The organism is Enterococcus sp. AZ197 (genome assembly GCF_050556405.1).
Lineage (GTDB): Bacteria > Bacillota > Bacilli > Lactobacillales > Enterococcaceae > Enterococcus > Enterococcus faecalis.
The window spans coordinates 511,761-532,660 of record NZ_CP187873.1; the positions used below are offsets into that span (position 1 = coordinate 511,761).

Below are 20,900 nucleotides of genomic sequence, written 5' to 3' on the forward strand. Positions count from 1 at the left end.
AAGGAGAAAAGCAATGAAAAAACAATTCACAGGAATCGTTCTATGCAGTACATTTGCAGTTGCTGGTTGGTCCTTACAAGCGAAGGCAGAAGAGCCAAAAGAGTATCGTTCGAATGGTTTAGTAGAATTTATTCCGAACGTAGATCCGACAGACCCGGTTGATCCAGAAAATCCCGATCCAGAAAAGCCAGTCAAACCAATTGATCCGACAGACCCAGAAGGTCCCAATCCTGGTACCCAAGGACCGCTGTCTATTGATTATGCTTCAAGTTTTGACTTTGGGAAAAATCGTATTTCGAATAAAGACCAAGTATATTTTGCAAGAGCACAGCAATATCAAGAAAATCAAAAAGAAACACCAAATTTTGTGCAAATTTCTGATAATAGAGGAACCAATAGTGGTTGGTCTTTAACGGTTACGCAAAAGGAGCAATTTAAAGCAACAAAGGCGACTTTAAATAGTCAGTTGACAGGTGCGCAAATTTCTTTAGCTAACCCGACTGTTAATAGTAATGCGCAAAATGTTGTGAAACCAGAGGCAACAAATAAGATTGCCCTTGTTCCAGGAACTGCATCGCTAGTGGCAGCTGCGAAGCAAGGAACCGGTGCAGGAACTTGGGCTACTTATTGGGGCAAAGTAGAAGTGGTTGCAGAACGCGATGAAACCAATACGGTACACAATGTTAATGTTACAAAAGATGTCGCGCTATCAGTACCAGGGTCAACTCCTAAAGATGCCGTGAAATATCAAACAAAATTATTGTGGACGTTGACGGATGTACCAGGAATTTAAAAAGTAGAGGTGAAGAGAGATGCGAAACAAACAAAGCCTAGTCTTTTTGGCAAGTAGTTTATTCTTACTACTCCTTGCGCCTATTACTAGCGAAGCGATTAGTAATCCTTCGACAAATATCAACGAAGTCAATCGGGAAATAGTGGAGGAATCGGCCAATGATCAGGCAACTAGCGCTCCTTCTCACTCGGAAACATTAGAGCAAGAACCTTCCCTAGAAACGACAACAACAACCGATAATCATCCAGCAGAAACAGACCAATCAACGGCTACTTTAGAACCTAGCGAACAACAAAAGGATGACGATAACAGTGCAACGGAATCGGCGATAGTTGAACCACAGCCGCGCATGTTGGCTGCGCCATACGCTACTTCATTGCCGGATGATCCTAATATCATTCCAATCGACAAGGTATTTCAAGAACCAATTGGAAATGCAACAAGTATTTTAGAAGGTGGGAAGTTATTACAACTAAACCCAGCTGTTAAATCACAAAAAGGAGCTATTTGGTCAAAAAAACCAATCAGTTTATTGTCGGATTTTACCTTTAAAAGTTATTTGTATTTAGGAAACGAGTATGCAAATGCTGGTGATGGTATGACCTTTACCTTAACGAATGATCCTAGAATGTCCACAACGCCTCAAGAAGTCATTGGTTCACCTGGGATGGGAATCGGTGCATACTCCACGAAAGCTGGTCAACCTTATGTTAGAAATGCCTTATCGATTGAGTTTGATACCTATAAAAATACTGGTAGTTCCAACCGAATGGACCGAGAAATTTCACAAGATAAGGGAAATGGACATTTAGCTTTTGTCACTCCGAAAGCTAATAACAACAGCTATACAGGGGAGCATTCAGGCGTCACTGTTTCGCCAACCTATCTATCTAATGGAACCTGGCGCATGTTGACTGTTCATTGGAATGCCGCAACCAAAGCATTAACATATGATTTAGAAGGTGTGGGCACGAATACGTATGTAGTTTCAGATTTAAATGCACAATTTGGCGCAACAACGGTTTATTGGGGCTTTACATCATCCACAGGTGGCAAATACCAAGAGAATGCTTTAGCAATGACACAAATTCCTACCAACGTTACGTCACAAGCAGCCCTTAGCGTGAATGGTCAGGAATTTAGCTCAGCTGTTGAAGCAGTGAAAAATGATCAGGTGAGACTACGGAATACGTTGAATATTGACAATGACTTTATCGAAGATCGTCAACCGCAAGTAAGCATTGACTTACCTGATGAATTAGCATATGAAGAAAATTCATTAATGATTGATGGTAAAAAGGTAGCAGCCAAAGATCTGACACAAACAGGGAATCACTTAACAATTGCTTTAAATGACTACCTAGTCTTAAAGAAGGACATGATTATTGAATTAAAAACAACCCTTCAAGATAATACGCCCGAAAAAGTTTTAACTATGAACTTTGACTATTATGAAGAAGGAACTTTACTGCAAAAGTCAAATAATGTAACGATTACTATTCCTAAACCAACAGAAAAAACAGTAACCGTTTTTTATAAAGACGCGGAAAGTAAAGATATTGCTCCACCTAAAAGTGTAACAGGGAAAATTGGTGCACCCTATCAAGAAAAACCCCTAGATATTTCTGGCTATGTTTTTACAAAAGACTCGGGCAATGCGGAAGGAACAATGACAGAGGAAACAAAAGATATTTATTTTTACTATCGTTTAGGGGAACTATATTTTAAAGAGGCACCAAAACAGATTACTTTTGGTACGGAAAAGATACGTAATCAACCACTAATTAAACTTGGGCATCCCACCGAAGGACTCAAAGTCGTGGATGAACGTAACGCAAATAATTGGCGCTTGCAACTAAAGCAAACGCAACCGTTAACAAATGATTCAATTGTAATGCCAGATGTTTTTTCTTTCGTTTCAACTGCTGGAAGCTCTCAGATTACAAATGAGGCAATTACGCTTTTAGAAAGTAATCAGAAAGGTGAAACAGATTTAACAGCATTACTTGATGAATCAAAACAACAAGGAATTCAAATCAATGTTCCTGTAGCTTATCAAAGAGTTGGAACATTTAAAGCTCGTTTATCTTGGGCGTTAGAAGACGTACCAGGAAATTAAAGAAAAGAATGGAGAAAAGAAAATGAAAAAAGTAACAACAGTATGTTTATCCACATTTATTTTAGGGAGCTTAGGCATGACTTCTCAAGCCTTTGCAGAAGATGGCGGTAGTTATACATCTAATGGTATCGTAGAATTTACACCAAGTGAAGATCCAACTAATCCGGTTGACCCAACGGATCCAACTAATCCAGTTGATCCTATTGACCCAACAGATCCTGAAGGTCCTAATCCAGGAACAAACGGTCCGTTGTCAATTGATTATGCGTCAAGTCTAGACTTCGGTGTTCAAAAAATCACGTCGAAGGATCAGACTTATTTTGCTGCTACCCAAAAATACAAGACGGTAGGCGCAACCGATGAAGTCAAAGAAGGGCCTAACTATGTCCAAGTAACAGATAACCGTGGAACCGAAGCTGGCTGGTCATTAAAAGTGAAACAAGAAGGACAATTTAAATCAACTTCTGGTAAAGAATTGACTGGGGCAGCTATCACGTTTAAAAACGGAAATGTAGTGACTGCTTCAGATTCAGGTAAACCAACAGGCCCAGCCACAATCACGTTGAATTCAGATGGTAGTCAATCAGATGTAATGAGTGCAGCAAAAGGAAACGGTGCAGGAACTTATTTATTTGATTGGGGAACAGATGCAACTACAGCTGCTAAAAGTATTGAGTTAACTGTTCCAGGTTCTACAACCAAATACGCTGAAAAATACGCCACAAAATTAACATGGACGTTGACAGACGCTCCAGGAAATTAGACGAATTTTAAAAAGAAGAATAGCGGGGAACATGGTTACCTGCTATTCACTACATATAGAAAAGGAGTAAATAATTTGAACAGAAAAAAACAACGATTTCTTTTTTTTCCGATACTACTAATTCTTTTAGCGTTAGTACCTAGCAATGGTTATGCCAGTGAATTTAATTTTGCGGTTACGCCTATTCCATCAGAAAAACAAGTAGATAAAGAAAAAACTTACTTTGATTTATTACTAGCACCAAATGAAGAAACTGAGTTGAAAGTGAACTTGCGCAATGATACAGATAAAGAAGTAAAGGTAGGTATTTCCATCAATAGTGCCATTACCAATTCAAATGTAATCGTGGAGTATGGTGAAAATAAGGGGAAAAAAGATCAAAGTTTAGCGTTTGATATAAAAGACTACGTTCAATACCCTAGCTCAGTTCGTTTAAAACCGAAAAGTGAACAAACGGTTTCTATTAACGTCAAAATGCCTAATACACCCTTTGATGGAGTGTTAGCTAGTGGTATCACTTTTAAAGAAGAAACGTCGGATGAAGGCAAACGCCAAGACGATAAGAGTCAGGGGTTATCCATTAAAAATGAATATTCGTATGTCGTTGCATTATTGATGCAACAAAATAAAAAAAAGGTTGAGCCGAATTTACTTTTGAAAAAAGTCTCACCAGGACAGATTAATGCTAGAAATGTGATTTTAGTCAATCTACAAAATGATCAAAAAACATATATTAACCAAGTTGCATTTTCGGCAGAGATTACCAAAAAGGGACATGAAGAAGTTTTATATAAAGAGGAAAAAGCAAACATGCAAATTGCGCCAAATACCAATTTTTCTGTTCCTATTGCGCTAAAAGGGCAACCACTTAAGCCAGGAGATTATCATTTGTCTATGACCGTTGTTGGGAATAAAGATGCTGCAGGCTCATTTAAAAAATCAATAAACAATGAATCGATATCTTTTAGAAATCAATGGCAATTTGAAAAAGACTTTACAATTAATGGTGAAGTTGCCAAAGAATTAAATGAAAAAGATGTCACCTTAAAAGAAAATCATTCGAATTTATATTTGATGATTGGCTTACTACTTTTATTGATAGTGATTTTAATCATTGCCTGGTTGATTTGGCGAAAAAAGAAACAGGAAAAAAACGAAAGAGAAATATAAAGAGTAGTTAATTTTTGATTTGATTATCGGCAACGTTTTTGTTTGTTTTTACTTATCAAACATGCAGTTTATTCAACAAACCTAACTCAAAAAAAGAAATAATAAGAAGGAGTATTGTTAAATATCGTCTGATACCACTTTACTAGTTATATTTTTTGTTTTGTTATGTAGCTAAAGTATTTGGCAATATATGTGAGAAAAATGGATAAATACAAACATTTACTATTATGGAGTACATTGTTACTCTCGTTTTTTCAAGTAACCAATGTGCAAGCAGCAGAAGAACGGAATCCAATTTATAATCCGACCAATCCAACAGAAGAAATTTATCCGATTGAGAATACTGGCACACCAGAAAAAATGGAAGAAACAAATGAAAGTACTATTACTAGCGAAACGCAAGCGGAAGAAAGTAGCGAAGACGTTAGTAAAAAAGAAGTGACAACCAATAATCCAAAAACAAATGAAGAAAGGCCTTCTTCCAAGAAAAGTCAGCATCAAGTATTTTTCACGGATGAATTATTTGATGCTAGCCATATCACCATTGTACCAAATAGCACAGGCGGTGCTGGAACGGAGGGGCAAAACACTTTTTACTTGAATTTCATACGGGAATTAGTAGGAACGGCTATTTATGGGAGAAAGAACTGATAAATGATGAATTATGAAATTTTTTTAAATAAAGAAGATCAACGAAGTTATTCCTTGCTAAGGCATTTAGAAGAAAGTCCCACGCTATCAGGTACTTTTATTGCACTTCGCGAAGAATTATCAATGTCGAATTTTTTAGTCAAAAAAACATTAGAAAAATTAAAAGCAGATATTGACAATCTAAAGTTAAGCGACAGCTTAACTTTAGTCGTTTCTGATGTAGATGTTACACTTGAAATTGATGGAAACTATTCAAGTAAACTTTTGCTCACGAAATACTTAACAGAATCGCTCTCTTTTAAATTAGTGTTGTCTTACTTTAGAGGAAATTATAGTTTGACAAAGTTTGCTGAATGTAATCATGTCAGCACCTCTGTGGCGTATAGTACCTTACAGCGGCTAAAAAAAGCCTTAAAGGAGTATCAGATCTATTTTAGTAAACGGGAAATTGTCGGCAATCAAAAAGCAATTTCATTTTTTTTGTATAAATTGTTCACGCTTTCCAATCAACCAATTTCCGAATTATATTCGGTAAAAGTCTATAATGAAGCGAAACGTGTATTACAGTCTGTTGAGTTAAACTATACTTTCACCACCTATGAGCGACGCAATTTTTTCCATTATTTAGCTATTATGATTAACAACGAAGGACGTGCGGTGGAAGGGATCGATACACGTGCACTAAATACATTTTCAGAAGAATTAATAAAAAAATCGCAAGTGGCATGGGCATTGTCCTCAAAATCATTAACGTATACGATTGTTTTTTTCTTGTATTTGCATGGCAAACTAGAGAAAAAATATGTCATTCATGAAGATCCTACGATTGAAAGCCTAACTCGTGTTTTCATTGGAAGTTTTGAAAAAGCATTTAATTGTTTAGAGGAGTCAACAAGGAATACTCTAGAAGAAGGGTTAGCAATTATTCATTTCAATGTTATTTACTTTCCGATTAATATGTTTGACGATTTTGAAATGGATTTACAGTTTTTTAAGCAAACATATCCGGAATTTTATTTTTATTTAATTGAATATATTCGTTGGTTAACAGCAAAACATAAAAAAATTGCGAAAGCCAATCACTGTTTGTTTTTTAACTATCTATTGTTGCTAATTAATCATGTTCCGGTTCATTTAATTGCAGAGCCAGCCAAGGTCCTAATTGATTTTTCTTATGGAAAAGAGTATAACCAATTCATCAAAAAAAATTTATCCGTCTATGTGAATTTAAATGTAGAAATTATTGACCCGTTATCAGATACCTTACCAGATGTGGTGATTACCAATTTAAATAACTTGTATCAAGAAGAAAAGAGTAAAGTTATGGTTTGGCTGGATCCACCTCGTTCGATTGATTGGGTCAATTTAACGCAATCATTATTGACTATTCAAGAAGAAAAATATCAACAACAAAAAGAATCGACAAAGACAAGCGGTGATCCTATCGAATAGAATCATCGCTTGTCTTTGTGTTTAAGTCTTTACAAAACCACCCAAGTGTTTTATAATATGAATATACATTCATATGAATAGGAAAACATTAATAAGGAGGCGCATAACAATGTCAAAACAAACAGGTGCACACACACATGAAGAAAAAGGTAAAAACGTTCCAGTTATTCTCTTTTTTACAGGATTGGCTCTTTTCTTTATCGGTTTATTTTTAGGGAACATGCTCTTAGTGAAAAATATTCTTTTCTCGTTAGCTGCTATTTTAGCTGGTTATCATATTATTGGGGAAGGCTTTGGAGATACGTATCGGGATACGAAAAACAATCGAAAGTTTTCGCCTAATATTCATTTGTTAATGACCTTAGCTGCAGTTGGTTCAGCATTAATGGGAAGTTTTGAAGAATCAGCATTGTTGATTTTGATTTTTGCGGCGGCGCATTTCCTTGAAGATTATGCTCAAGGCAAAAGCCAACGTGAAATTACAAAACTATTAAATTTAAATCCAACAGAAGCTCGCCTGATAACAGATGACGGCTCAATTCAAACTGTGTCAGTTGAACAATTGAAGATTGGTGACCGCGTGCAAGTCCTCAATGGTGCGCAAATCCCGACAGATGGCGTCGTGATTGAAGGAAGTACCGCTGTGGATGAATCATCTATTAATGGGGAAAGTATTCCCAAAGAAAAAAATAGTGGGGACCCAGTTTTTGGTAGTACTATGAACGGTTCAGGCACAATTGTTGTTGAAGTAACGAAAGATAGTTCAGAAACAGTTTTTGCAAAAATCGTACAGCTCGTGAACCAATCACAAGAAAATCAATCAGAAATTGCAAGCAAAATTAAACGATTTGAACCGAAATATGTCACACTAGTTTTAGCAGTTTTTCCACTAATTGTTTTAGGTGGCGCATTACTTTTCCAATTGACTTGGGCTGAAAGTTTTTACAGAGGCTTGGTCTTCTTAATTGCTGCCTCACCTTGTGCTTTAGCAGCGAGTGCCGTTCCGGCAACTTTATCAGGAATTTCCAATTTAGCGAAACAAGGCGTGTTGTTTAAAGGTGGCTCATTCTTATCAAATTTAGCTGAAGTGAAAGCACTCGCTTTTGATAAAACAGGCACACTAACAAAAGGCAAACCTGAAGTCACAGATTATCTTTTTGTTGATGGCTTAGAAGATCGCCAAGACGAATTAGTAGCTGTTTTAACAAATATGGAGAAAAAATCCAATCATCCATTGGCGACGGCGATTGTTAATCGCTTTGAAGCAGAAACAACGGCTTTAAATTTAGAAGTAGAAAATATTGTCGGGGTGGGTTTAGTAACGACCATTGCAGACACAACTTTTAGAATGGGTAAACCATCTAGTTTTGAACAAGTGCCAACAATCATTGAGAAACAAACAACGAAATTAGCGAGTGAAGGCAAAACGGTAGTGTACTTTGCCGAAAATGAACAAGTGATTGGTTTAGTGGCATTGATGGATGTTCCTAATGAAGAAGCAATGAACGCCATTCACTATTTCAAGTCACAAAATATTGAAACAACAATGATTACAGGAGATGCAAAACTTACGGGTGAAGCAGTTGGTCGCTTAGTAGGCGTGGACCAAGTTTTTGCTAATGTTTTACCTGAGGAAAAATCAGCGATTGTTGATCAATTAAAACGCGAAGTAGGAATGACAGGGATGGTTGGTGATGGCATTAACGATGCGCCCGCTTTAGTGAATGCTGATATCGGAGTGGCGATGGGGGATGGTACAGACATTGCTATCGATGTTGCAGACGTGGTAGTGATGAAAAATGATCTTTCTAAATTAGGCTATGCTCACCGTGTCTCAAAACGCTTGAATAAAATTGTGCAGCAAAATATTATTTTTTCAATGTTAGTGGTAGCAACGTTAATTATCTTGAACTTTTTAGGTATTGCGAATATCGCATTTAGCGTACTTATTCATGAAGGAAGTACCTTAGTGGTCATTTTTAATGGCTTGCGTTTATTAGTTAATACAAAATAAGTCAAATAGTCACTTGCAAGAAAGGAGAGAAAGCGATGAATTCTTTAAAAATGATTGAACTTTCTCTCACCGACGTTGTCATTCGGATGGCTCTAGCCGTGGTTTTTGGAGCTTTGATTGGGTTAGAAAGAAGTATTAAAAGAAAAGGCTTCGGTATCAGTAGTAATGCCATTTTATGTTTGGCCTCCTGTACGATTTCCATTTTACAGATTCAATCGGTGGATATTTTAGTCGATGTGGTGAAACAAAATAGCGCCTTGGCGTCCATTATTTCTATGGATATTACACGATATGGCGCCCAAGTGATTAGTGGTGTAGGCTTTCTCGGTGCGGGGATTATCGTTTTTAGAGAAAGGAAAGTCTCTGGGTTAACGACAGCAGTAATGATGTGGAATGTTACTATTATTGGTTTAGTCATTGGGATGGGCTTTTTAACCATTGCGTTTATCAATCTCGTGGCGACTTTGCTAGTATTAGCTCTGGCCCATTTTAAACGAAAAACTCCTTTAAAACGATTGCAGCTTATCGTAAAAATGAAGGAACCCATGATTAAAGAAAGCCGCCTGCATGAACAACTTCAAGCTTCTTTAGAAAAAGGGGAGCGCTTAGTAGAATTGACTTTGGAATCCGAACAAGAGGCAGTGACAGCAAAGATTTCTTATGTAGGCAAAGAAGATTTCTGGCATTCCAACTTGCACCATCTCTTGAAAGAAAAAGGGCACGTTCAATCTGTCTCTGTCACGGAAACAATTTAACCATAAAATAAAGCACTTGGGCGCTAGCGCGCGCCAAGTGCTTTTGTTTAAATATTTAATACTTTATCTAAGAAATCTTTTGTTCGAGGGTTTTGAGGATTTTCAAAGACTTGCTCTGGCGAACCATCTTCTAGGAAGTTACCGCCATCAATGAACATTACTCGATTAGCCACTTCTTTTGCAAAGCCCATTTCGTGAGTAACGATGACCATTGTCATTCCTTGTTTTGCTAAATCTTTCATTACACCAAGAACATCGCCAACCATTTCTGGATCAAGAGCTGATGTTGGCTCATCGAAAAGCATAATATCAGGATTCATCGCTAACGCACGTGCAATTGCGACACGTTGTTTTTGACCACCAGATAAAGAATCTGGATAGGCATTTTTTTTATCTGCCAACCCAACACGTTCTAAAAGTTCTAACGCTTTTTTCTCCGCTTCATCTTTTGACAAGCGACCTAAATCGGTTGGTGCTAAAACAATATTTTCTAAAATAGATAAATGTGGAAACAAATTGAAATGTTGGAAAACCATGCCGATATGTTGACGGACTTGGTTGATGTCCGTATTTTTATCTGTCAAGTTCGCACCATCAATAATAATGTCTCCGCTAGAAGCTTCTTCTAATTGATTCAAGCAACGTAAAAAAGTACTTTTACCAGAACCAGAAGGACCGATGACGCAGACTACGTCGCCTTCGTTAATAGAAACATTAATGTCGTTTAAGACCGTGTTGTCACCATATTTTTTTACTAAATGTTCAACTAAGATTTTTTCAGTCATATTAGTTCACCTTCTTTTCAAGGTTTTTCGCTAATTTAGTTAAGCTAGTAATTAAAATTAAGTAGATTAACGCAATAACGAAGTAAACCATTGTACTTTGTAATGTCCGAGCAACAATAATTTTTCCTGTTTGTAGTAGTTCGATTAAGCCAATTGCTGAAAGGATAGTTGTATCTTTCAATGAAATAACAAATTGGTTAATGAATGAAGGAATCATAATGCGAATCGCTTGTGGTAAAATAATTTTTTGCATTGTCCGATTATAGGAAAGACCTAAACTTCTTGAAGCTTCCATTTGGCCAACTGGAACAGCTTTGATTCCGCCGCGCACAATTTCAGAAATATAGGCACTGGCATTTAAAGTTAATGTGATAATCCCAGCAATGAAGACTGGGATATTAAAGCCAAGCACACCAGGTAATCCGAAATAGATGAAGAACGCTAAGACCATTAAAGGAATTCCACGAATTAAATCAACATAAATGGTTGAAAGTACACGTAATGCTTTGATTGGTGAAACGCTGAATAGCCCAAAAATAACGCCGACAATTAAAGCAAGTACGAAGGAAATCAACGTTAATAGAATCGTCATCCATAAACCGTGTAACAATTGTTTCCAGTTGTTTTGCATGAAGCCAACAAACGTAGATTCGTCAGCTGTTTCTTCTTTGGCTTCGTTGCCATCTTTCACGTAAGTGCCGATAATTTTATCGTATTCACCTGTACGTTTCATTTCTTTTAAGCCTTCGTTAAACATTTCAAGTAGTTCAGGATTTTGCCCTTTTTTGACAGCAAAACCGTAAGAACCACCTTTTTCACGAGGAATTGGTGTCGCTAGTGGTTGATTTTGCGCAACCCCATAGCCAATGACAGGATAATCATCCATCATGGCATCAACTTCGCCAATTTCTAACGCACTGTATAATGCATCAGTTGTGTCTAAATACTTAATTGAGTAATCATATTTCTTTTTATTTTTTTCTAAGAAATCAGCACTTTCAGTACCAATTTTTACGCCGACTTTTTTGCCTTTTAAATCATCATACGATTTAATTTTGTCATTACCTTTTTTGACCGCAATTTGAATACCGCTATCAAAGTAAGGAACAGAGAAGTCGAAGGCTTTTTTACGATCATCCGTAATCGTCATGCCTGCAACCATCCCATCTGCTTGACCAGATTCAACAGCTTGGACAGCAGAACTAAAACCAATAAATTTAAATTCAACAGTAAAACCTTGCAATTCAGCTGCACGTTTGACTAAATCTACATCAATTCCGACATAATCACCTTGGGCATTTTGAAACTCAAACGGAGCAAACGTAGAATCACTAGCAATCACATATTTCTCTTTTTTAGGAGTGATTTTTTTCATCTGTTCGCCAGCGTCTTGTGTGTTTGTTTCATCACCTGTCGCTAAGTAGTTGTTTAAAATTTTATCATAAGTACCATTGTCTTTAAGATTTTTCAAACCAGCGTTGAACTTTTTGATTAATTCAGGGTTTTGACCTTTTTTCACTGCGAAACCATAAGAACTGCCTGTTTCTTTATCGCCAACTAATTGTAATTTTTGGCCATTTTTCACTGCGTAGCCCAATACAGGATAATCATCAACGATTGCATCCGCTTCACCGTTTTCTAAGGCTTTATAAAGACCCGTTGCATCGTCAAAATTTTTGATGGTGTAGTCATATTTCTCTTTATTTTTTTCAAGGAAATTGGCACTTTCAGTTCCAACTTTAGCCGCAACCGTTTTGCCTTTTAAATCATCATATGATTTAATTTTGTCGTTTCCTTTTTTAACCGCTAATTGTAAACCGCTATCGAAGTATGGATCTGAAAAATCAAAGGATTTTTTTCGCTCATCCGTAATACTCATTCCAGCAATCATGCCATCAATTTGTTTAGATTGAATCGCTTGGACTGCACTATCGAAGCCTAATGGTTTTAAATCCACTTCAAAACCTTGATCTTTGGCAATCGCATCTAATAAATCAACGTCAATACCAATGTATTTTCCTTTTGAGTCTTGGAATTCAAAAGGGGCGAATGTTAAATCCGTTCCAATTGTATATTTCTTTCCTTCTGCATGTGCTGAAGTGCCACTAATGAATGTTAGCAGAGTTACCATCATCACAAAGAAAGAAAGTAAAAAGTGTTTCCTTTTCATAAAATACCTCCTAGTTTTGCATATTGAACAATTATATAGTAAGAAATAGGAAGCTGACAAGTATTTGAACGCTAAAAAGAGAAAAAAACTCTAATTTCCTTACATTGCATGTTATAAAATGTGACATAGAAATTAAGAACAAAAGATTAAGATCAGTTGAAGTTCGAAACAGCAAAAGTGGCGAAAATATGTTCGGTATGTTAAACTAATAAGTGGACATTCTGCCAGAATGGGCCGATAATTTAAGAGAAATTAGACACTTTGAGGGGGAGTTATAAATGATCGAAAGAGAAACTTCCAATACCTTTCATTTGGCTTCTAAATATGAGCCTGCCGGAGATCAGCCAGCCGCTATTGCTGAACTAGTTGACGGTGTCAAAGGTGGAGAAAAAGCTCAAATTTTACTTGGAGCGACCGGAACAGGTAAAACATTTACAATCTCTAATGTGATTCAAGAAGTGAACAAACCAACATTAGTGATTGCACATAATAAAACACTAGCTGGACAATTATACGGGGAATTTAAAGAATTTTTCCCAGATAATGCGGTCGAGTATTTTGTCAGTTACTATGATTATTATCAACCAGAAGCATATGTACCCTCAAGTGATACATATATTGAAAAAGATTCCAGTATTAATGATGAAATTGATAAACTACGCCATTCAGCGACAAGTTCTTTATTGGAACGAAACGATGTCATCGTGGTAGCATCAGTTTCTTGTATTTTTGGTTTAGGGGATCCGCGGGAATACAGTCAACAAGTTGTTTCATTACGTGTGGGAATGGAAATGGATCGTAATGAGTTACTAAAAAGCTTAGTCGATATTCAATTCGAACGAAATGATATTGATTTTCAACGGGGGCGTTTTCGTGTCCGCGGTGATGTGGTTGAGATATTCCCAGCTTCACGGGATGAGCATGCGCTACGTGTTGAATTTTTCGGAGACGAAATTGATCGAATTCGTGAAGTAGATGCGTTAACTGGTGAAATTGTCGGCGAAACAGAGCATGTCGCTATTTTTCCGGCAACACACTTTGTGACGAACGAAGAACATATGGAACATGCCATATCGCAGATCCAAGAAGAATTAGAGGCACGTTTGAAAGTGCTTCGCAGTGAAAACAAATTATTGGAAGCTCAACGTTTGGAACAGCGAACTAACTATGATATTGAGATGATGAGAGAGATGGGCTATACGTCAGGGATTGAGAATTATTCTCGACATATGGATGGTCGCCAAGAAGGGGAGCCGCCATATACGCTGTTGGACTTTTTCCCAGATGACTTCTTACTTGTAATCGATGAGTCTCATGTAACAATGCCGCAAATTAGAGGGATGTATAATGGCGACCGAGCACGGAAACAAATGTTAGTGGACTATGGTTTCCGTTTACCAAGTGCACTTGATAACCGACCGCTTCGTTTAGAAGAATTTGAACAACATGTAAACCAAATTGTTTATGTATCGGCAACACCAGGCCCTTATGAAATGGAACAAACAGAGACGGTTGTTCAACAAATCATTCGGCCAACAGGTTTACTAGATCCAGAAGTAGAAATCCGCCCAATTATGGGTCAAATTGATGACTTGGTGGGCGAAATTCATGAACGGATCGAAAAAGATCAGCGGGTGTTTGTCACAACCTTAACGAAGAAAATGGCCGAAGATTTAACCGACTATTTCAAAGAATTAGGCTTAAAAGTTAAATATTTGCATAGTGATATAAAAACACTGGAAAGAACGGAGATTATTCGCGATTTACGATTAGGCGAATTTGATATTCTAATAGGTATTAACTTATTACGTGAAGGAATCGATGTGCCAGAAGTTTCCTTAATTGCGATTCTAGATGCGGATAAAGAAGGCTTCTTACGTAGTGAACGCTCATTAGTGCAAACGATGGGACGGGCTGCCCGGAACGCCGAAGGAAAAGTCATTATGTATGCAGATAAAATCACCGATTCGATGCAACGAGCTATGGATGAAACGGCACGACGTCGGGCAATCCAAGAAGCATATAATGAAGAACATGGCATTGAACCAAAAACAATTATTAAAGAAATTCGTGATTTGATTTCTATTTCCAAAACAGCTGATAAAGATGAAACAGTGGTTCAATTGGATAAATCATATGAAGATTTATCAAGACAAGAAAAAGCTGATTTATTAATGAAACTTGAAAGAGAAATGAAAGATGCGGCCAAAGCGTTAGACTTCGAAACTGCAGCCACATTACGAGATACCATTCTTGAATTGAAAGCTGCCAAATAAGTCAACCAACGGATTAAGTAAAAGATACGATGAACCATCGTATCTTTTACTAATCTTTTCTCTATAGAATGACTTGAAATGATTTGACGTAAGAGATTTAGTAAAAGGAGAACATATATGGCAAATGATAAAATTGTGATTCATGGTGCACGCGCCCATAACTTAAAAAATATTGATGTCACGATTCCTCGTGACAAAATGGTTGTTGTAACTGGACTATCTGGTTCTGGCAAAAGTTCATTAGCGTTTGATACGCTTTACGCAGAAGGGCAACGACGTTATGTAGAGAGTCTCTCTGCTTATGCGCGACAATTTTTGGGACAGATGGATAAACCAGATGTTGACAGCATCGATGGTTTAAGTCCAGCTATTTCAATTGATCAAAAGACGACAAGTAAAAACCCACGCTCAACGGTGGGGACGGTCACAGAAATCAATGATTATTTACGATTGTTATTTGCTCGGGTAGGTCATCCAATTTGTCCTAACGATCATATTGAAATTACCAGTCAGTCTGTTGAACAGATGGTTGATAAAGTCTTAGAGCTACCAGAGCGAACAAAAATTCAAATTTTGGCGCCTGTTGTGGTCAAGAAAAAAGGCCAACATAAAAAAGTGTTTGAAATAATCCAACGTGAAGGGTATGTCAGAATGCGGGTGGATGGTGAAACCTATGATGTTAGTGAGGCACCAGAACTTGAAAAAAATAAAAAACATGATATTGCGATTGTGATTGACCGTATCGTTGTGAAAGAAGGCATTCGCTCTCGCTTGTTTGATTCGTTTGAAGCGGCTTTGCGTTTAGCTGAAGGTTACGCAATTGTTGATGTGATTGGTCAAGAAGAGATGTTGTTTAGTGAACATTATGCTTGTCCTTATTGTGGGTTCACAGTCGGTGAATTGGAACCGCGCTTGTTTTCATTTAATGCACCATTTGGCGCTTGTCCCGATTGTGATGGTTTAGGTGTTAAATTAGAAGTGGACAAAGACTTAGTGATTCCAGATCCCACTAAAACCTTGAGAGAAGGAGCCATTGTTCCGTGGAACCCTATTAGTTCCCAATATTATCCACAAATGTTGGAACAAGCAGCCACCAGTTTTGGGATTGATATGGATACGCCGTTTGAAGAATTACCTGCAGACCAACAAGAAATTATTTTAAATGGTTCTGGCGAGAAAAACTTTCATTTTCATTATGAAAATGACTTTGGTGGTGTTCGTGATGTGGAAGTGCCATTTGAAGGGATTTTAAAAAATATTAAACGACGTTATCATGAAACAAATAGCGATTTTACACGAGATCAAATGCGGTTATACATGACAGAATTGACTTGTCGAAGCTGTCAAGGGTATCGTTTGAATCCGCAAGCTTTAGCTGTAAAAATCAATGGCACGCACATTGGTGAAGTCAGTGAATTAGCAATAAAAAATGCGGTCCAATTTTTTGAAGGTGTGTCTTTATCTGAACAAGAAACAACGATTGCTCGGCCAATTTTAAAAGAAGTCGAAGATCGGTTAACCTTCTTAAAAAATGTCGGGTTAGATTACTTAACCTTAAGTCGAGCTGCTGGTACACTTTCTGGCGGAGAAGCACAAAGAATTCGCTTAGCAACACAAATTGGATCAAACTTATCAGGCGTCCTTTACATTTTAGATGAACCGTCAATTGGTTTGCATCAACGAGATAACGACCGCTTGATTGACTCATTGAAAAAAATGCGGGACTTAGGCAATACATTAATTGTGGTGGAACACGATGAAGATACAATGATGGCTTCGGATTACTTGATTGATGTGGGACCTGGTGCTGGACATCTGGGCGGTGAAATTGTAGCCGCTGGTACGCCGGAAGAGGTTGCTAAAAATCCGCATTCATTGACTGGACAATATCTTTCTGGGAAAAAAGTGATTCCTGTACCAAAAGAACGTCGCAAAGGTAATGGCAAAGCGATCAAAGTCACTGGTGCCAGTGAAAATAATTTAAAAAATGTCAGTGTTGAATTTCCGCTGGGTGAATTTGTTGCTGTCACAGGCGTTTCAGGTTCAGGGAAAAGTACTTTAGTCAATCAAATTTTGAAAAAAGCACTGGCCCAAAAATTAAATCGTAATTCCAATAAACCTGGGAAACACAAAAGTATCACTGGTTATGAAGCCATTGAAAAGATTGTTGACATTGATCAAAGTCCAATTGGTCGAACACCAAGAAGTAATCCAGCGACTTATACTAGTGTTTTTGATGACATTCGCGATTTGTTTGCCCAAACAAATGAAGCCAAGGTTCGTGGCTATAAAAAAGGCCGCTTTAGTTTTAACGTCAAAGGTGGCCGTTGTGAAGCTTGTCGCGGGGATGGTATCATCAAAATTGAAATGCACTTTTTACCTGACGTCTATGTGCCTTGCGAAGTTTGTCATGGCAAACGTTATAATTCTGAGACGTTAGAAGTTCATTATAAAGGCAAAAACATTTCTGATATTTTAGATATGACGGTGGAAGATGCCGTAGAATTTTTCAAACATATCCCTAAAATTCATCGTAAATTGCAAACAATTGTGGATGTAGGCTTAGGCTATGTGACATTGGGGCAGCCAGCAACTACTTTATCTGGTGGAGAAGCACAGCGGATGAAGCTAGCGAGTGAACTTCATAAAAATTCTAATGGGAAAAACTTTTATATTCTGGATGAACCAACAACCGGCTTGCATACCGATGATATTGCGCGATTGCTTCTAGTATTAGAGCGTTTAGTGGAAGCGGGCAATACCGTTTTAGTGATTGAACATAACTTGGATGTCATCAAATCTGCGGATCATGTGATTGATCTAGGGCCAGAAGGTGGCGACGGTGGTGGGACGATCGTGGCGACAGGAACACCAGAAGAAGTTGCTAAAGTCAAAGACAGTTACACAGGATATTATTTAAAACGTGTTCTGAAATAAACATTAATGATTAGATAAAGAACCTTGTTTTTATGGGAAACAAGGTTCTTTTATTATAAAATAACAAATATTTTTTAATAAAAATTAAAAATAAATGTTGACTTAATGTGTAATTAAAAGATATACTATGTTTGTTAACAAAATAACAATGAACACGAAGGGAAGTCTTAAATGAAAAACAAAAAAATAACAACAAGTTTATTAACAGCAGGAATGGTCTTAGCTATCGGAATCACACCTTTTGTACATAGTAACACAATGGAAGCAGCTACTTTAATTTCACAATCAGACCATGAAAAAGTAATGAGTTTTACCAAGAAAGACTTAAAAGAAGCAACGGGCATTCAATTGGAGCCGGAGACAGTACAAGCCATTCATCAGGAATTAAAGCAACAAATCACCTGGGAAACATTAGGCTATTCCACAATTGATGCGCAAAATATTGCGACACGTTTTACACAAAATACATATCAGGCTCTGGGGATTTTAACAGATATCGCCAACCATTCAGACCTTCAATTGAAAGTCATTACCATTAATAATCCCTATCTAGCAACAGCTAAAATTGGCACCTTTAAGTGGGAAACCGTAACTCCTGAAGTTGGTGGAGACCATGAAACAGCAGACAATGAACTAACCACACCGACACCAACTGTTGCCAGTCTTCAAGAGATTGATGTAGAAATCGAATACGACGAAAATGAAATTGAGTTCACCTATGAAATAAAATCGAACGGAACAATTGAAGCAACGTATGAAGATGAATCTGCTGATTTAGAATTAGAAGGTAAGGCAGCACAAGACAAAATCATGACTCTTTTAGATGGATTGTCAATCAAAACAGCTACAAATGAACAAATTAAAGAACACATTACGAAAAAGTTAGCCGTGAATGAACAAGTAAAACAATTTGAGTTTGAAGCTAATTTTACTGATAAAACAGAAATTGAGTTTGTATTAAAATAACACAGAGTTATATAGTATAATTCAGCAATTAAAACAGCGTTGACAAAAATGTCAATGCTGTTTTTCTATGAAAGAATAGAAATCTTTATAAGAATGATTGAAAAGCTTTCTTTGATACGCCCGGGGTGTTATAATATAGTGATGCAAGTGAAGGGAGTGTTGAATATGCCAGAAAATTTACAACTGGTTATTATTACAGGAATGAGTGGCGCTGGAAAAACAGTCGCTGTTCAAAGCTTTGAAGACATGGGCTATTTCTGTATCGACAATTTACCACCAAGCTTAATCCCAAAATTTTGGGAATTAATTAAAGAATCTGGAAAAGTTACCAAGATTGCGTTAGTGATTGATTTACGTTCACGGACCTTCTTTAGAGAAATTCAGGATATGTTAGTCGAACTTGAAAATACTAATTTTATTGATACAACGATTTTATTTTTAGATGCCACCGATGAAGAGTTGGTTTCTCGTTATAAAGAGACACGGCGTGCGCATCCAATGGCGATGGATGGTTTAGTGACAGAAGGTATTCGTAAAGAACGTGCAATGCTGGAAGAAATCAAGGCGGATGCTCAGTTGGTTATTGATACCACGGACTTGTCCCCTCGTCAATTGCGGGAACGTTTGAATAAAGAACTAGCAACGAGAGAGACACACGAATTTCGAGTGGAAATGGTGTCCTTCGGCTTTAAATATGGTTTGCCGATTGATGCAGATATCGTTATGGATGTTCGCTTTTTACCTAATCCCCATTATATTGATGAACTACGGCCGTTAACTGGAATGGATCAACCTGTTTATGATTATGTGATGGGCTTCCCAGAAACAGATGAATTTTATACAAAATTTATCGATTTACTGCGAACAGTCTTACCTGGATATAAAAAAGAAGGTAAAAGTAGCGTCACCATTGCAATTGGCTGTACTGGCGGACAACATCGCTCTGTTGCATTGACAGAACGTGTTGGCGCTGAATTAAAAGAGGAAGATTACCATGTTAATATTACCCACCGCGACCGCTTAAAAAGAAAAGAAACGGTTAATCGCTCTTAATGAAAACCTATCGAATTCGTAAACCGAAGATCGTGGTTGTTGGTGGTGGAACAGGCTTACCAGTAATTTTGAAAAGTTTAAGAAATCAAAGTGTTGATATTACTGCCGTCGTAACGGTCGCTGATGATGGCGGTAGTAGTGGCGAGCTTCGTTCCTCTATTAATAACATGACACCTCCGGGAGATTTAAGAAATGTTTTAGTGGCATTGTCAGATATGCCACAATTATATGAAGATATTTTTCAATATCGTTTTGATAAATCAGATAGTCATTTTGCCAATCATGCAATCGGTAATTTAATCATTGCTGCTGTCTCAGAAATGAGAGGAAGTACGTATGAAGCGATTCAATTACTTTCAAAAATGATGCATGTTGATGGACGGATTTATCCATCATCAGAACGGCCATTAACGTTACATGCCGTATTTAAAGATGGCTCAGTGGCGGTGGGAGAATCAAAAATTGCACTGGATCGCAAGACGATTGACCATGTGTTTGTGACAAATACACACGGAGAAGAACAGCCAAGAGCTGCGCGCAAAGTCGTCAAAGCAATTGAAGAAGCAGACATGGTCGTGTTAGGACCAGGGAGTCTTTTTACAAGTATTTTACCTAATTTAGTTATTACAGAAATTGGTGAAGCCATCAAACAAACGGCAGCCGAAGTAGTCTATATTTGTAACATCATGACCCAAAAAGGGGAAACGGAACATTTTACGGATGCCGATCATGTTCGTGTCTTAAACGAACATCTACAAGCGCAGTTTGTTGATACAGTGCTGGTTAACACAGAAAAAGTACCAGAAAATTACATGGATCCTGAAATTTATGATGAATATTTAGTTCAAGTAAAGCATGATTTTCAAGGATTACGTGAAGAAGGATGCCGAGTCATTTCGACAGACTTTTTAGAATTAAGAGATGGCGGAGTTTTTCATGATGGGGAAAAAGTTGTTGAAGAACTTTTCCGTATCGTATTTGGAACGAAATATTAAT

Annotated in this window: 15 protein-coding genes; 13 read left to right on the top strand and 2 right to left on the bottom strand. The window is 37.4% G+C overall.

Features of this window, described 5'->3' with window-relative positions; genetic code table 11:
- Nucleotides 1–13: 13 nt before the first annotated feature.
- From IGK82_RS02510 to IGK82_RS02545, 8 genes are all read left to right on the top strand, one after another.
- Nucleotides 14–793 (top strand): WxL domain-containing protein, encoded by a 780-nt coding sequence (locus IGK82_RS02510; protein ID WP_010712020.1) that lies wholly within the window; start codon nucleotides 14–16, stop codon nucleotides 791–793.
- 19 nt (nucleotides 794–812) lie between these two features.
- Entirely contained in the window at nucleotides 813–2,912 is a 2,100-nt protein-coding gene (locus tag IGK82_RS02515; RefSeq protein WP_016622031.1) for a lectin-like domain-containing protein, read from the top strand.
- Between the two features lie 22 nt (nucleotides 2,913–2,934).
- Nucleotides 2,935–3,675 carry a WxL domain-containing protein gene (locus IGK82_RS02520; RefSeq protein ID WP_002375974.1) on the top strand — a complete coding sequence of 247 codons (741 nt, stop codon included), beginning with the start codon at nucleotides 2,935–2,937 and terminating at the stop codon, nucleotides 3,673–3,675.
- Nucleotides 3,676–3,750: 75 nt separating this feature from the next.
- The gene (locus IGK82_RS02525) at nucleotides 3,751–4,845 is read left to right on the top strand and encodes a DUF916 and DUF3324 domain-containing protein (protein WP_016622032.1); all 1,095 of its coding nucleotides are present in this window, start codon (nucleotides 3,751–3,753) and stop codon (nucleotides 4,843–4,845) included.
- A 201-nt stretch (nucleotides 4,846–5,046) separates the two neighbouring features.
- On the top strand, nucleotides 5,047–5,496 hold the full coding sequence (locus tag IGK82_RS02530; RefSeq protein ID WP_002381257.1) for a hypothetical protein: 450 nt from the start codon (nucleotides 5,047–5,049) through the stop codon (nucleotides 5,494–5,496).
- 3 nt (nucleotides 5,497–5,499) lie between these two features.
- The gene (locus IGK82_RS02535) at nucleotides 5,500–6,948 is read left to right on the top strand and encodes a helix-turn-helix domain-containing protein (RefSeq protein ID WP_016622033.1); all 1,449 of its coding nucleotides are present in this window, start codon (nucleotides 5,500–5,502) and stop codon (nucleotides 6,946–6,948) included.
- Nucleotides 6,949–7,057: 109 nt separating this feature from the next.
- Nucleotides 7,058–8,962, top strand: a complete 1,905-nt coding sequence (locus tag IGK82_RS02540; RefSeq protein ID WP_016622034.1) for a heavy metal translocating P-type ATPase — start codon at nucleotides 7,058–7,060, stop codon at nucleotides 8,960–8,962.
- A gap of 35 nt (nucleotides 8,963–8,997) precedes the next feature.
- Nucleotides 8,998–9,717 (top strand): MgtC/SapB family protein, encoded by a 720-nt coding sequence (locus tag IGK82_RS02545; protein ID WP_002361276.1) that lies wholly within the window; start codon nucleotides 8,998–9,000, stop codon nucleotides 9,715–9,717.
- Between the two features lie 47 nt (nucleotides 9,718–9,764).
- Here the strand turns inward: IGK82_RS02545 and IGK82_RS02550 are convergent, their stop codons facing one another.
- Nucleotides 9,765–10,502, bottom strand: a complete 738-nt coding sequence (locus IGK82_RS02550; RefSeq protein ID WP_016622035.1) for an amino acid ABC transporter ATP-binding protein — start codon at nucleotides 10,500–10,502, stop codon at nucleotides 9,765–9,767.
- A 1-nt stretch (nucleotide 10,503) separates the two neighbouring features.
- The gene (locus IGK82_RS02555) at nucleotides 10,504–12,672 is read right to left on the bottom strand and encodes an amino acid ABC transporter substrate-binding protein/permease (protein WP_002355617.1); all 2,169 of its coding nucleotides are present in this window, start codon (nucleotides 12,670–12,672) and stop codon (nucleotides 10,504–10,506) included.
- Between the two features lie 278 nt (nucleotides 12,673–12,950).
- Here IGK82_RS02555 and uvrB point away from each other — a divergent pair, with 278 nt between their 5' ends.
- The 5 genes from uvrB (at nucleotide 12,951) to IGK82_RS02580 (ending at nucleotide 20,899) form a co-directional block, all read left to right on the top strand.
- A complete protein-coding gene (gene uvrB / locus IGK82_RS02560; protein ID WP_002355618.1) occupies nucleotides 12,951–14,948 on the top strand; it encodes an excinuclease ABC subunit UvrB in 1,998 nt (665 codons plus the stop codon).
- A 117-nt stretch (nucleotides 14,949–15,065) separates the two neighbouring features.
- Nucleotides 15,066–17,885, top strand: a complete 2,820-nt coding sequence (gene uvrA / locus IGK82_RS02565) for an excinuclease ABC subunit UvrA (protein ID WP_016622036.1) — start codon at nucleotides 15,066–15,068, stop codon at nucleotides 17,883–17,885.
- A gap of 171 nt (nucleotides 17,886–18,056) precedes the next feature.
- Nucleotides 18,057–18,851 (top strand): YusW family protein, encoded by a 795-nt coding sequence (locus IGK82_RS02570; RefSeq protein ID WP_016622037.1) that lies wholly within the window; start codon nucleotides 18,057–18,059, stop codon nucleotides 18,849–18,851.
- Between the two features lie 165 nt (nucleotides 18,852–19,016).
- Nucleotides 19,017–19,904, top strand: a complete 888-nt coding sequence (rapZ, locus tag IGK82_RS02575) for an RNase adapter RapZ (protein WP_002355625.1) — start codon at nucleotides 19,017–19,019, stop codon at nucleotides 19,902–19,904.
- A complete protein-coding gene (locus tag IGK82_RS02580) occupies nucleotides 19,904–20,899 on the top strand; it encodes a gluconeogenesis factor YvcK family protein (protein WP_002355627.1) in 996 nt (331 codons plus the stop codon). The genes rapZ and IGK82_RS02580 overlap by 1 nt, the downstream gene beginning before the upstream one ends.
- Nucleotide 20,900 lies beyond the last annotated feature (1 nt).